The sequence below is a fragment of the Marinobacter sp. L-46 genome, assembly GCF_056859535.1.
The window spans coordinates 55720-70336 of sequence record NZ_JBSXOP010000061.1 but is presented as its reverse complement, the minus strand read 5'-3'; the positions used below and the strand labels follow the sequence as shown (position 1 = coordinate 70336).

At 60.2% G+C, this 14617-nt stretch carries 9 protein-coding genes and 1 tRNA gene; 4 read left to right on the top strand and 6 right to left on the bottom strand.

The features are described 5' to 3' along the window. Window positions 1–318 precede the first annotated feature (318 nt). From AC13DJ_RS09915 to AC13DJ_RS09900, 4 genes are all read right to left on the bottom strand, one after another. Window positions 319–395, bottom strand: a tRNA-Met gene (locus tag AC13DJ_RS09915). Window positions 396–476: 81 nt separating this feature from the next. Beyond that, on the bottom strand, window positions 477–1511 hold the full coding sequence (locus tag AC13DJ_RS09910) for an ArsA family ATPase (protein ID WP_474539742.1): 1035 nt from the start codon (window positions 1509–1511) through the stop codon (window positions 477–479). Window positions 1512–1518: 7 nt separating this feature from the next. Next, on the bottom strand, window positions 1519–1797 hold the full coding sequence (locus tag AC13DJ_RS09905) for a cory-CC-star protein (RefSeq protein ID WP_474539743.1): 279 nt from the start codon (window positions 1795–1797) through the stop codon (window positions 1519–1521). A gap of 56 nt (window positions 1798–1853) precedes the next feature. Next, entirely contained in the window at window positions 1854–3536 is a 1683-nt protein-coding gene (locus AC13DJ_RS09900; RefSeq protein WP_474539744.1) for a carbon starvation CstA family protein, read from the bottom strand. A gap of 187 nt (window positions 3537–3723) precedes the next feature. Here AC13DJ_RS09900 and AC13DJ_RS09895 point away from each other — a divergent pair, with 187 nt between their 5' ends. After that, window positions 3724–4845 carry a metallophosphoesterase family protein gene (locus AC13DJ_RS09895; RefSeq protein ID WP_474539745.1) on the top strand — a complete coding sequence of 374 codons (1122 nt, stop codon included), beginning with the start codon at window positions 3724–3726 and terminating at the stop codon, window positions 4843–4845. Next, on the top strand, window positions 4842–7472 hold the full coding sequence (locus AC13DJ_RS09890) for an AAA family ATPase (RefSeq protein ID WP_474543598.1): 2631 nt from the start codon (window positions 4842–4844) through the stop codon (window positions 7470–7472). Before AC13DJ_RS09895 ends, AC13DJ_RS09890 begins: the two co-directional genes overlap by 4 nt. A 60-nt stretch (window positions 7473–7532) precedes the next feature. Here AC13DJ_RS09890 and AC13DJ_RS09885 read toward each other — a convergent pair whose 3' ends face one another. Then, on the bottom strand, window positions 7533–7913 hold the full coding sequence (locus AC13DJ_RS09885; protein WP_022988734.1) for a rhodanese-like domain-containing protein: 381 nt from the start codon (window positions 7911–7913) through the stop codon (window positions 7533–7535). A 22-nt stretch (window positions 7914–7935) separates the two neighbouring features. Beyond that, the gene (locus tag AC13DJ_RS09880; protein ID WP_286816364.1) at window positions 7936–8943 is read right to left on the bottom strand and encodes a hypothetical protein; all 1008 of its coding nucleotides are present in this window, start codon (window positions 8941–8943) and stop codon (window positions 7936–7938) included. A gap of 128 nt (window positions 8944–9071) precedes the next feature. On the opposite strand from AC13DJ_RS09880, the gene AC13DJ_RS09875 reads away from it, so the two are divergent. Together AC13DJ_RS09875 and AC13DJ_RS09870 are read left to right on the top strand one after the other, a co-directional pair. After that, window positions 9072–10820, top strand: coding sequence for an autotransporter assembly complex protein TamA (locus AC13DJ_RS09875; RefSeq protein WP_474539748.1), 1749 nt, complete (start codon window positions 9072–9074; stop codon window positions 10818–10820). A gap of 41 nt (window positions 10821–10861) precedes the next feature. Continuing rightward, entirely contained in the window at window positions 10862–14611 is a 3750-nt protein-coding gene (locus AC13DJ_RS09870; RefSeq protein ID WP_289101167.1) for a translocation/assembly module TamB domain-containing protein, read from the top strand. Window positions 14612–14617: the final 6 nt, after the last annotated feature.

Genomic DNA, 14617 nt, shown 5'->3' with positions numbered 1-14617 from the left:
AGCTTTCCAGCTCCAGTTGATCGTTTACCGTAAGATTAAAGGGTGCTGGTTTCCGGGCCAAAACAGAGTCTCCGAGCTCGTGAACAATAGCTCGAATTGTAGCACATTTTCGCTTAGGAATTAACCAGACGGAACACTAGGCTTTCCGGTGAGCCTGCAAGTTGAGTCGTTTTGGCCGGATATGTTTACAGGTCAGAACTCAGGCGAGGCTAAAAATTATCCAGAGCAATAATTGGCGCGCATAGGGTGCCGAGAAACTTCAGGATCAGAAAACAAAAAAGGCAGACCAGTAAGTAACTGATCTGCCTTTCTTTTTTATGGTAGCGGGGGCAGGATTCGAACCTACGACCTTCGGGTTATGAGCCCGACGAGCTACCAGACTGCTCCACCCCGCATCAAAACTGGTTGTTGGCTTCGGGGCTGGCCCCGATCAACGAGGTGCGCATAATACAGCTGGGTAGGATGCTTGTCAAATCTTATTTGCGGCCTTCGTTGTTTATCATTACCCCGGCGAAGGCCCCCAGGGCGTCCAGCCCGCTTACATCATCTTCCATCAAGGGCAGCCTGAGCTGTGGGCGGTCTGCCAGTAGGGTGTTTATCTCATCCAGATGGCGTTTCTGACGCTCGTATCGGGCTTGCCAGAAGCTGTTGTTGTCGGTCTCCGGCATCACCCGGTTAACGATCACGCCGGCAACCGGGATGTCGGCATCGCCCAGGGCAGCGATGGCGCGGCCGGTTTCCAGGATCGGCAGTTTCTCCGGGGTCATCACAAACAGAAAGGCGGTGTGATCAGCGTCGTTCAGCCTGCGGCGGGTGCGCTGAAACAGACGCTGGCGGCGTAGCAGGGTCTCGGTCAGTTCCTTGCTGCGTTGGTCCATGTCTTCCACCGGATTTTCTTCCGGGCTTTTGAGCGGGTTGTCCAGGCTGCGGCCGGGGGTCAGGTGGGACAGCGCCTTGCCGAGTTTTTCCGAACGCTTGTTGTGCTTGAGCAGGCCATCGGTCCAGGCTGCCATGATTTCCGGCAGGGTCAACAGGCGCAGGGTATGGCCGGTAGGTGCGGTGTCGAAGATCAGCAGGTCGTAGTCATCTTCGCTGTTTTCGATCAGGGTGGCCATGCGCTCCAGGATGGCGGCTTCCTGGGCACCGGGTGATTGCGCGCCCAGGCGTAACTGGCGCTGCAGTTCGTTGATCTGGTCGGGGCCGGCAAAGCGGCGCATTTGCTGCATTACCCTGTCGAGGTAGGCTTCGGCCTCGGCATCCGGGTCCAGTTCCAGGGCATCCAGGTTGGGTGCCATGCGGGTTATCTGGCTGCCAATCTTGCGGTTAAAGGCATCGGCCAGGCTGTGGGCCGGATCGGTAGAGATCAGCAGAACCCGCCGGCCATTCTGGGCGGCGGCTACCGCAATGGCAGAGGATACGGTGGTTTTGCCCACACCGCCTTTGCCGCCGACCATGATCAGCTGGCGTTCGGTAATGAGTTTGGAAATATCCAGAATCGGGTAGTCGGCCATGCTTACCTCAGCAACAGCGGAAATTATCCAGTGGCGAGCGTTCCATACCCATGCGGGTATGCCATTCGTGGAAGCGTTCCAGCAGAAGCGGTTGCAGTTCCATGCAATACCAGCTGGCGGGGTTGGGTATGCCCATTATCTCGCTGAATACCAACAGCATGAACAGGTCATCTTCTTCGCGCTTGGCGCGGGCAATCGCGGCCCGGTAGGGTGCGTTGTAGTATTCGGTGCTGGCCTGGCTGGCCTTTTTGTACAGGTATTTCAGTTTGCTCAGGGTGGTTTTCATAAAGCCCCCGGTAAGGACTGGCCAGGGGTTACCTGGCCAGCGTTAACCTGCAAGGTTCAGTCGGCAGCGGGTGCTTCGCGAACCTCGGCTTTGGCGCGTTTCAGGGCCGCGGCGCATTCCAGTGTTACCAGAATAGCAGCTACCAGAACCACGATATCCAGGCCGAACAGGAACCAGTCACCTTTCTGGTAGAAGCCGTTCAGCTGGATGACCAGAGCGAACAGGGTCATGGCCAGCACGAACACCAGAGGTGCCAGGGTGAAGATGGATGGTGAGCCACGGCGCACCAGCATCACGGTGATCACCAGCAGGGTCAGGCCCGCCAGCAACTGGTTGGTGGTGCCGAACAGGGGCCAGATCAGCAGACCGCCAGAGCCATCTGCACCGCCTGCGCCGAACGCCAGAGCCAGGCACGTAGCGACGGACAGCAGGGTGGCCGGTACCGGCTTGGCCATCCACTTGATGTTATAGATCTCGCCCCACTCCTGGAAGATATAGCGCTGAAGACGCAGGCCGGTATCCATGGTGGTGCCGGCAAACAGCGCGGCCATAACGGTTAGCATGGTGGCGGCAATGGCTATGTCCAGCCCGGTGCCTGCGCTCAGGATGGCGGCGCCGCCTTCAACAAAGGCAAGCACGCCGCCCTGGCCGAAGGAGTGGTACATGGCCTGCCAGTCTGCCAGGGAGGCAAAGCCGGCGGTGGCCGCAATGATGGCGGCAAGGGCCAGGGCGCCTTCACCGGTGGCGCCGAAGTAACCCACAAAGCGGGCATCGGTTTCTTTATCCAGCTGCTTGGACGTTGTGCCGGAGGAGACTAGGCCGTGGAAGCCGGAAATGGCGCCACAGGCAATGGTGACGAACAGCAGCGGAATCATGGAGGGTGTTCCTGCTGGTACGTCGACGTTGATCATCGGCGCAACCACGGTGGGGTTGGCAATCAGCACGGCGCCATACAGGGCGGCCAGGCCGACAAACAGCTGCAGGCCGTTGATGTAGTCACGGGGTTGCAGCAGCACCCACACCGGCAGCAGGGAAGCGATAGCGGCGTAAACAAACAGAATGATGATCCAGGCGGCACTGGGTGACAAGCCGGCTACGGTTTCCGGCAGCTCAACCGGAACGGAAGGCCCAACGTAAATAAGGGCATAAAGCGCAACTACACCAATCAGTGACACCAGCGGCAGGCTCATCTTGGCCCGGTAAATCGCCTGGCCGATGACCAGTGCGACAGCAATTGCGCCCCACACCGGCACCACGGCGCCCGGATTGTTGATCAGCAGCTTGGCGATAACCACGCCAAATACTGCGTTAACCATCAACAGCACCAGGAAAATTACGATAGAGAAGATGGCGCGGGCCCGGTTGCCGACCACTTCACCAGTGAGCGTGCCGATGGACTTCGCCTTGTTGCGCACGCTGGCCCAGATGGCACCGGCATCGTGAATGCCGGCAAAGAAGATGGTACCCAGGGTGACCCACAGGAACGCAGGCAGCCAGCCCCAGATAACCGCAATGGCGGGCCCGACAATCGGCGCAGCACCGGCGACTGAGGTAAAGTGATGGCCCCACAGAACGAATTTGTTGGTGGGAACAAAGTCAACGCCGTCTTCAAACTCGTGTGCGGGCGTACGGAATTTGTCACTCAGCTTGAAAACAACAAGGGCCAGGAACTTTGAATACACAAAGAAACCCAGCGCCATGCCGCCAAGCCCGAGTAGCATCAATATAATAGCGCTCATTGATGGTTACCTGTTTGGGTTGTGGTATTGGTTGTGTGCTTAAAAAAAAGAGAGCCGGCCAGGGCCAGCTATGAAGGTTGCTTGCATGAAGCACAAGCATGATTAGGATGGTAGCAGAAGCCGTCGGGCTCCCACGCCAGAATCGGCAAGCGATTAGACTAAAGTCTACATTTTGAAGGGGCACGCAATGCCAAGATTTCTACACACCGCCGACTGGCAAATGGGGCGTACCTACAGCCGTTTTGAAACCGAAGACGGTGCAGCGCTGGTGGAAGCCCGGTTCGAGGCCATAGAAAAGCTGGCCCGGCTTGCCAATGAATCTCAGTGCCAGGCGGTGCTGGTGGCCGGTGATGTGTTTGATGCCCAGACGGTATCTGATCGCACCATTCGCCGGGTGTTCAATGCCACCAAGGCATTCCCTGGCCCCTGGGTGATGCTGCCGGGTAACCATGATGCGGCGCTCGCCGAAAGTGTCTGGACCCGCGCTCAACGGTTGGGTGCAGTGCCGGATAACGTGCACCTGGCGCTGGAACCGGGCGTTATCGAACTGGCTGCCGAAGGCCTCGCCATACTGAACGCACCTCTGACCCAGCGTCATACCTATGGCGATCTGACAGAAGCTTTCGGCCGCTACGAGACCCCGGCAGGATTGGTTCGGGTGGGGCTTGCCCATGGCAGTGTGCAGGGATTGCTGGCGGCTGAAATCGATTCCACCAACCCCATTGCGCCGGACCGGGCCCAAGCCAGCAAGCTGGATTACCTGGCATTGGGAGACTGGCACGGTACCAAGGAAATCAACGAACGCACCTGGTACAGCGGTACCCCGGAGCCGGAGCGGTTCCGGAATAACGAGGCCGGTAATGCCCTGATTGTCGATATTGACGGGCCGGGCGAGCTGCCGCAGGTTCAGGTGGTAGCCACCGGTCGTTACCAGTGGCATCAATGGCGGGAAACCCTTTCTGTGGAATCAGACCTGGACCAGTTACTGGAACGCCTGCAAAACCTGCCCGAATCCTCGGTGGTGGATCTTCGGCTGGATGGCCTGATTACCCTGGCGGGCGAAGAAAAACTGCTGCACGGATTGTCGGTTGTCGAAGCCCGTTTCCGCAGCATTCGTTGCGAACGCAGTAACCTGCAGCTGGCACCCACGGACGACGACATTGCCGCCCTGAAAGCCGATGGCTACGTTGGGGAGGTGATCGAAACCCTGCGGGAGCAGCAAGCCGGGGAACAGGGCGAAGCCGCCCGGGATGCCCTGGCCATTCTGGCCTCGATGCTGAAAACACCGGCTCAGGAGGCAGGCCAATGAAACTGCAAAGCCTGAAGGTTGAACAGCTGCGCCAGTTCCGCCAACCCTTTGCCCTTGAGCATCTTCAGCCCGGCCTGAACCTGATCCACGGCCCCAACGAATCCGGCAAAAGTACCCTGGTGCGTGCTATCCGGGCGGCGTTCTTTGAACGTTACCGGTCCCAGGCGGTGGATGACCTTCGCCCCTGGGGCGACTCTGCAGCAGCTCCCACCGTTGAACTGGCCTTCGAGCATCAGGGGGCCCAATGGCGCCTGGTTAAAAGTTTCCTGAAACGCACCCGCTGTGACTTGTCGGTCGGCAACGAAACCTGGAGCGAAGACGACGCGGAGGAAAAGCTGGCGGAGCTGTTGGGTTACCAGTATCCCAAGCGGGGCGCCAGCAAAGCGGAGCATTGGGGAATTCCGGGCTTGTTATGGGTAGAGCAAGGCACGGGGCAGGATATCGAACAAGCCGTTGAACACGCGGGCGATCACCTGAAATCCGCCCTCAATGCCTTGGTTGGCGAGGTGGCCAGCACCGGCGGCGATGCAGTCATCGAGGAAGTAAAAGGCAAGCGCGACGTGTTGCTGACGGCCACCGGCCAGCCCAAGGGTGACTACAAAAAACTGGATAAAGAGCGGGAAGATCTGCAGCAACAGGTCGACGATTTGCAGCTGCGGGTTGAGCAGTATCAGGGGCAGGTGGATCGCCTCGGGCAGTTGTCGCAGGAGTTTGATCGCACCGAACAGGAAAAGCCCTGGGACGATGCCCGACGGCAACTGAACCGGGCCCGTGAACAGCTACAGCAGGTCGAGCAGCTGGAACAGCAGCAGGAACAGGAAAAGAATACTTTGGCGCAGCTGGTTCAGAACCGCGAGCTGCTGGAGCAGAACCTCGGCCACTTGAGCCGGCTGGACGAACAGCGCAGCGCCCGTAAGGCAGAACTGGAGAGCGCCGAACGCAAACTGCAACAAATCGAACAGCAAACCGCTGCACTGGCCGGCGCCCTGAACGATGCCCGGGCTGTCTATGAAAATGCCCGGTCACAACTGCAACGTGCTCGCCAGCAGGAAGTCCGGCAGCGGCTGGAGCAGGATCAACGCCAGTCTGAACAGCGGCAGCAGGCCCTCAGCCAGAACCTGGCCAGGGCCCGGGAATACCAGCAACAGGTTGACGAGGCCCGGGAGCAGGCAAAGGCAAACCGCATTGATACCGCCGCGGTGGTCCGCCTGAAGACAACCGCCAGGGAACTGAATGACGAAACCATCCGTTCCGGCACCGTTGCCACCCGTCTGAGCTGGCACCTGCAGCCCGGCAAAACTATTACCCTCGACGACCGGCAACTGAAGGGGCAGGGCGAACAGCAATTACTGGAAGCCTCGCAACTGGTTATTCCGGGCGTAGGCACGCTGGGCATCGCCCCGGGCGGCGAGGAGTTGGCCAGTACCCGGCGCAAGCTCGACACACTCAAACAATCCCTGGACGAGCAATTGCAGGCCATGGCTGTGGCGTCCGTTGAGCAGGCAGAAAGCCGTGCCTCCGCCTGGGAGGCAGCAGAGCAAAAACGTAAGCATGCCGTCGAGTTGTTGCGTTCGGTCGCCCCGGCCGGGCTGGGGCCACTGGAAACCGAGCTGGCGGAACTGCAGGCAGACATGAAGGCTGCCAGTGAAAAACTGGAAGCCACTCCCGCGCCGGATCAGGAGGTTCAGGTATTGGATCTGGCCGCGGCCGAAAGCGCCCTGTCCAGTGCCGAGAAGCGCTTGAATGACGCCGAGGCCAGCGACCGCAGCCATCAGGCGCAACTGCTCACCGGCAAGCAGGCCCGGGATAACGCGAGGGCCGAATGGCAGCGGCTGGAAGACGAGGCCAACAGCCCCGAGCGCCAACAACAGTTGACCCGATTAACGGCTGAGCTTGCCCGGATCGAACAGCAGCAGGTCAGCCTGCGCGAGAGCATGGCGAAGCGGGAGCAGCAAATCCGCGAGGCCCGGCCGGATATCCTGCGGCAGGATATCGACCGTTTTCAGCGCACGATCCAGACTTTGCAGCAAACCCAGGAAGACCGGCAACGGGAACTTCGGGACATTCGTGTTCGGCTTGAAGCCTGGGGTGCCGAAGGCCTGGAGGAGCAATTGAGCGAGAAGCAGGCGGAGCTGGAACAGTGCCAGCGCCGCTACCAGGAGCTGGATCGCCGCGCCCGGGCACTGGATTTGCTGCTCACATTGCTGACGGACAAACGCCAGGCGCTGACCCGGCGCCTGCAGGCCCCGCTGCAAAAACACCTTAACTATTACCTGTCGCTGCTATTTCCGAATGCAACGCTGGAGGTGGACGAACACCTGCGGCCGGGAACCTTCAACCGGGGGAATGAGCTGGGCCAGATTGCCGAGCTGAGTTTTGGTGCCCGGGAACAGATGGGGCTGATCAGCCGCCTGGCCTATGCCGACCTGTTGAGGGAAGCCCAAAGGCCCACCCTGATTCTCCTGGACGACACCCTGGTGCACAGTGATCAGAACCGGCTGGAAGACATGAAACGTATCTTGTTCGATGCTGCACGCAGGCACCAGATCCTGCTGTTCACCTGTCACCCCGAAAAATGGCAAGACCTCGGAGTGCCGCCCATTGACCTCCAGAAGCTGAAAAGCTGAAATGAAAAACTCTGTAAAATAACTGAAACTTCTTACGACATAACTGATCTGCCCCCGGGTTTAATCGAAGCTTGGCAGTTCCGGTTTTACCAGCGGCTTGCCGGCAGCTTCCCAGGCTTCAATGCCACCTGCAATAGACTGAACATGAATGTACCCCATTTCCTTCATGGCCCTGGCTGCCAGGGCTGAACGGCCGCTGTTCTTGCAGTAGATCACCAGGTTCAGGGCCCGGTCTTCAAATGCCGGATCGTTGGTGAGCTTGAATTCCAGAATGCCACGGGACACATTGACGGCGCCGGGAATGTGGCTGGTGTTGTATTCGTCTGCTTCGCGCACATCCAGCAGTACGTCCGCTTTCTTGATGGCGTCGTCGGCCTGGTCCAGCGGAATTTCACGAATTTCCGCGCGGGCGGCTTCCACAAGGTCGTGTGCTGTTTTCATTGGCAGTCTCCTAAAAGTTGGGTCACGGCAGGTTCTCCCGCCAGTGCTTCACGTGAACCTGGGCCTTGATGGCATCGATCACTTCCAGAATCAGGGTGATCAGCGCCTCTTTCTCGCGGTCTTCCGTCAGCCCCTGAGCCGGGTCCGGCAGGAACACGTTAACGATGTCTTCAATAAAGGCATGGTTGGTGGAGGAGGCGAGGTCATCCAGGATCTGGTGCACCACGTTGGCCACGATGTCACCCACCGCATTTTCCAGGGTGTCCTGAATGGTCGGACCCACGACCGGCAGGTACTTCAGGCGTGACAGTTCCAGGTTCTGTTTCAGGGCATGGTCTACCCGGTTTTCCAGGTAAACCCGCAGGGCACCCCGATTGGGGATATAGCCCTGCTTCGCGGCCTGGGCGACCCTTTCGGACAGCCAGTCAGACAACATTTCCCGCCGCGGGAAAAGAATGTCGTGTTGGATACGCTCGAACAGGGGCGAACCACGTTTCACCTCATCCTGCACGCCGCTCAGCACCTTCAGCACAATCCGGTCAGACAGCTCTTCCATAAAGGCTTCGTAGTAGAAGATGACAAACCGGTACAGGCGGGTGCTGGTGAAGTCGATGATCTTGTACTGGTGCAGCCGGTAAATAATGGAAATAATCCGCAGTACCCGGAGAAAACGCAGGCTGCCCACCGGAATACACCCCACCAGGTCGTACCAGTGGATGAACGGATAGAAATACCAGCGGTCATACACCCGGGCCTTGATGGAGTAACCCCAGCGCAGGACAAACTCGCCCAGGAAGATCGACACGAAGATCAGGTCGTAGAAAATGAAGCGTTCGTGGATGGGGTGGTAAAGCTCCTGAATGGCCGGGGCGTAGTCTTTCAGCAGGTTTTGTACGGCTATAAAGTTATAAATCGAGTCCCAGATAATCAGCGCGAGATTGAGGATCAGCAGCCCCAGCATCACAAAGTCGATGATGAACCAGGTCAGCTGGTGGCTGGATTTTAGGTTTTCTCGGTTTATCTTGAGCATCCGGGCTACCTTGGGGCCTACAATATCAAAGCTAAGTGACTGGAAGGTTAGCCTATTCAGTCGGTAAACTCAGCAACCTGTTTCAGGGAATCAGCCCGGACACCGGATCGGACGCCATTAAAACCAGCATGCTGTTAGCCAGAACCTTACAACGCCTTGCCACCATTAGCCCGGGCCTGGTGATGCTGGTGCTTGCCCCTGCCGTATTCGCCAGCCAGGTTCGGGTGGAGGTTGAGGGCGATGTGGATAACCTCCAGGACAACGCCCAGATCTTTGTTGGCGAAGTGGAAGGCCGCACTGCCGATGGCTTGCGCCGTTACGCCGACACCGCCATTGCCCAGGTGAAAGAGGCGGCCCGGGCGCTGGGCTATTACAGTCCCGAGGTACGCTGGAAAGTAGAAGAAGCCGGCGATGAACCGGCGGAGCTGGTGCTTACCCTCATTCCCGGCGAGCCGGTGCTTATCCGCTCCCGCAATGTGATGATCGAAGGGCCGGATGGCGCACAGGAAGACTTCCGGCAGAACCTCCCGAAAACGCCTGCACAAGGCGATGTGCTGCACCATGGCCGGTACGATGCCCTGCGCCAGTCTATCCAGAACACGGCCAACAGGCTGGGCTATTTCGAGGGCGAATTCCTGACCCGCCGGCTGGAAGTGGATCCCGCCAAAAACGCCGCTGACATCACCCTGGAGTACCAATCCGGCGAACGCTACCGGCTGGGCAAGGTCACCTTTCTGGAAGGCCACGAGTTCGAACAGAACCTGCTGGAGCAGTTTGTTACTTTCGAGCCCGGTATTCCGTTCCATGCCGATGAAGTGGCAAAACTCAGTAACGATTTGTCCAACAGTGGCTATTTCTCCGGGGTGGATGTAGACGCCGCGCCGTCAAAGGCAGAGGACCGGGTAATCCCTGTCGATATCGCCCTGACGCCCCGGCCGCCGCGCTCCGTGGCCGCCGGCGTTGGCTTTTCGACAGACGTCGGCCCCCGGTTCCGGGGTAACTGGCGGGAACACTACATCAATCCCATGGGGCACCGCCGGGGCGCCGACACCGAACTGTCCGAGTTACGCCAGAGCGTGAGCGGCTGGTACGAGCTGCCGCTGGACCCGCCCATGACGGATGCCATCCGCCTGACCTCCGGTTATCAGCGCGAACATATTGAAGATGTGGAGTCTGAGAGGCTCACCTTCGGCCAGCAGTGGAGTCACCAGCTGGACAACGGCTGGATGCAGATATTGTCCATGCGCTGGGAAGGGGAGCGCTTCAATATTGGTGAGGAAGAGCAGGGTAACTCCAGCCTGTTATTGCCGGGTGTCAGTTATTCCAAGCTGCACGCCAACTCGCCGCTCGACCCGTCCCGGGGGTATCGCCTTCAGTTCGACGTGACCGGGGCCCATCGGGCGGTGATTTCGGATGCCGATATCCTGCATGTGAACTTCCTGGCCAAGGGGCTCTATACCCTGGCCGGCAAGCACCGGTTTCTCGCCCGATTCAATTTCGGTGGCGTGGCCACCAACAGCTTCCGGGATGTTCCGCCTTCGTTGCGCTTCTTCGCCGGTGGTGACCAGAGCGTTCGGGGTTACGGCTACGAAACCCTGGCTCCGAGAGACTCAGACGACGTAGCCGTTGGTGGTCGTTATATGCTGGTAGGCAGCGCCGAATACCAGTATGAGTTTGTCCGCAACTGGCGTGTGGCGGCCTTTATTGATGAGGGTAATGCCGTGGATGATGTCTTTGATCCCCTGGCCACCGGCGTGGGTATGGGCATTCGCTGGGTGAGCCCGGTGGGCCCTTTGCGCCTGGATGTGGCCAAGGGTATGGATGACCAGTTCGGCGGCGGCTGGCGGATTCACTTCTCCATGGGGCCGGAACTGTGACCGAAACGAATCAGACACCTCCGCAGCCGGAGCATGGCGCAGTGCCAGCCAGGCCGCCCCGACACAAACGCTGGTGGTTCTGGCCACTGGTGATTGTGTTGCTGGTGTTGCTGTTGCCCTTGGTGCTGGTGGCTATTGTTTTGCTGGCGCTTCTGACCGATACCGGTACTGCCTGGACTATCGACCAGATTCCCGGGCTGCAAACCGAGGCGGACCAGGGGTCCCTGCTGGGCCAGTGGCAGGCGGAACGGCTGGAATGGCGCGGCTATGGCGTGGAAGTACTGTTGCTGGCGCCGGAAGTGGACTGGTCTCCCAGCTGCCTGTTCGAAAAGACCCTGTGCCTGGATACCCTGAAAGCCGAACAGATCGATGTAACGGTTCAGCCTTCTGATACCGCGGAAGACACAGAACGGGGTGATATCAGCCTGCCCGCTATCAACCTGCCGGTGGCGTTGGTGGTGGGTGATGTGCAACTGGGGCCGTTTAAGCTGAACGGCAGCCCCATCTGGGACAAGGTGGAGCTGCGCAGTGAAGCATCCGGCGCCAGCCTTACCGTAAACCACGCCCTGTACCAGCTGGGCGAGATCCGGGTGACTGCCAGTGGCCGCGCTGAAATGCGCCGGGATTGGCCGGTGGATCTCGATGTTACGGCACAGTTGCCACCCCCGAGCGGAGACAGCTGGACGATCGCGGCCAACCTGGCGGGCAGCGTGCGGGATCTTCGGGTATCCGGAACCAGCAGCGGCTACCTGAATGCACAATTGAACGGCACCGTGCAGCCGCTGGCAGCGCAGTTGCCGGCGGCGCTCACCATTGAGTCAGAGAGCTTCCTGGCCTACGACACCCTGCTGGAAACCCTGACCCTGGAAAACTGGGTGGTGTCGCTGGACGGTTCCCTTGCCAACGGCTTCCGTACCCGTACCAGTGCCAACCTTCCCGGTACAACCGGCACCATCGAAACCGTCATCAGGGGCCTGGTCACAACCGGTGGTGTCGACAACCTGGTCCTGACCATGACCGGGCCGGCGGCCAGTGCGCCCTCTGGCGAACAGCCCGACGCTCCGGGCACCCTGGAAGTTCAGGGCAGCGCGAGCTGGTCTGGTGGCCTGCAGGCAGAGGCCGACCTGGTCCTTGACCGTTTCCCCTGGTTCGGACTGATTCCCGGGCTGGAGCCGCCACCGGTTGCCGTGAACCGGCTGGAAGGGAATGTTGAGTACAACGATGGCAACTACAACGCCGATTTACAGGCGGCGGTGAGCGGTCCGCAAGGCGATGCGGAGCTTACCGCAGCCCTGACCGGGGACCTGGAAGCGGTTCGCATCACACAGCTGGATATGACCACCGGGGCAGGTTCCCTGACCGGCGATGCCGAACTGGCCTTCGCGGATCAGCTGGCCTGGCAGGCCCGGCTGCTGCTGGATCAGTTCAACCCTGGCTACTGGGTGCCGGTGCTGGAAGCCAGTCTCAACGGTGAGGTCAATTCCGAGGGCCGGCTGGTGCCGGACAGCCTGCCGGTAATGACCGCCGACTGGGACCTGAAAGGTCGCTGGCAGCAGGAGCCGGCCACCGCCCGGGGTAAACTTAGCAGCGACGGCACCGACTGGCGCGTGCAGGATCTGCTGGTGGCGATAGCGGAGAACCGGATAGAAGGCGAGGGGCGCTACGGTGAGAGCCTGGGCGCGGGCCTGACAGTGAACCTGCCGCAGCCGGACCGTCTGCTGCCCGGCCTGGCCGGTCGCTTCTCGGCCAGGGTGGACCTGGCGGGTTCGGCGCAGGATCCCGCGGGCAAGGTGACGCTTGATGCCAGTGAATTCGAATGGCAGGACCTGCTGCGCATTGAAAACATGGAACTGGATGCCAGCCTTGCCAGTGGCGGCGTGCTGGATGCCAGCCTGAACGCAGAAGCGTTGCGTGTAGCTGGGCAGGAACTGGCTGCGGTGACTGCAGACCTTGATGGTACCCGGGCGGACCACCAGCTGGCGTTGACTGTGCAGCACCCGGAAGCCTCGGTGGCGCTGACGTTCGTCGGCGCCCTGGGTGAAGCCTGGAACAGCTGGCAGGGCGCCTTGGCCCGGGGCGAAATCGATGTGCCCGGCCCGGAGCAAACCTGGCGGCTGGAAGCGCCGGTAAGCCTGGATTACACGGCTGACGGCGAAGTGTTGTTTGGCGCCCACTGCTGGCGCTGGCAGGCCAGCTCGGTGTGTGCTGAAGACCAGCAGCTGCTGCCGGATACCCGGATCGCCTATCAGATTCGCCAGTTCCCCATGCAGGCGCTGGCGCCGTTGTTCCCGGAAACCTTCCGCTGGCAGGCGTCCCTGAACGCAGACATTGACCTGGCATTCACCGAACAGGGCCCGGATGGCCTGATCAGTCTTGATGCTGGCGGCGGGGCCTTCGAATTCCTGATCCTGGATGACTGGGAAACCCTGCAGCATGAATCCCTGACCCTGGAAGCCCGGCTGAAGCCTGAAACCGCAGAACTGGCCATGGCGCTCCGGGGCCCCGAACTGGGCAGCTTTGACCTGGAACTGGCGGTGGACCCTAATACCGAAAGCCGGCCCATCGATGGCCGCTTCAACCTGAAAGATCTGAACCTGGCTTTCCTGTCGGCCTTTGCCGGCATTGAAGAGGTGGCCGGCGAGGTCAATGGTCAGGGGAGTTTGTCTGGGCCGCTGTTCCGGCCCCAGGTGCAAGGAGAACTGGCGCTCACCGACGGCCGGGTGTTCGACCCGGGCCTGCCGCTGCCCATGGAAGACATCGTGCTGGTTCTGGAATTTCTGGGCAGCCGGGCCGACATCAGCGGCCGTTGGAAGAGTAACGATCGCAGCAGTGGCGAGCTGGGCGGTTACCTGGACTGGCAGGATGAACCTGAAGTCCAGCTGAATATCAGCGGCGAGCGGCTGCCGGTTTCGGTCGAGCCCTATGCCCGGGTAGAAGTGGGCCCGGATCTGACCATTGCTTTCCGCGCCGGTGAGCTGGCGGTGTCAGGCCGGGTGGATGTGCCCCGGGGTGATATCGAAATCAAGGGCCTGCCGCCATCGGCGGTTTCGGTATCCGAGGACGAAGTCATTGTCGGTGTCGAACAGGACGAGCCCGCCATTCGCACCATGCTGATGGATATCACCGTAGTGGTGGGTGAAGACGAAGTATCCTTCAATGCCTTTGATGTAACCGGCAACCTGGAGGGCACCCTTCGCATTGGCAACAACATGGATACCCGCGGCACCCTGCAGTTGGTGGACGGTCGCTACGAAGCCTTCGGGCAAGACCTGGACCTGCGCAGGGCGCGGATAATCTTTGTGGGGACTCTGGCCGAGCCATACCTGGATGTGGAAGCCGTGCGCACCGTCGATACCGTTGTGGCGGGTATTCGCCTGAGCGGGCCGGTGAACGCGCCGACCACGGAAGTGTTCTCGGAGCCGTCCATGCCCCAGAGTGATGCACTGTCGTACATTATTCTTGGCCGGGCACCCCAGAGTCAGGGCGATGAAGGCCAGATGAGCCGGGCGGCGATTTCGCTGGGGCTGAACCAGGCCAGCGGGATAACCCAGAGTATCGGAGACGAGTTGGGTATTCGTAACCTGACCCTGGAAGCGGAAGGCTCTGGCGACCAGTCTGCCGTAGTGGCCAGCGGTTACATTACCGACGAGCTCAGCCTGCGCTACGGGGTGGGTATTTTCGAGCCAATCACGACCGTGGCGCTGCGCTATGACCTGGGCAAGTATTTCTATCTGGAGGCGGCCAGCGGGCTGGTGGCCTCCCTCGATATCTTCTATACCCGTAATTTCTGACCCGGT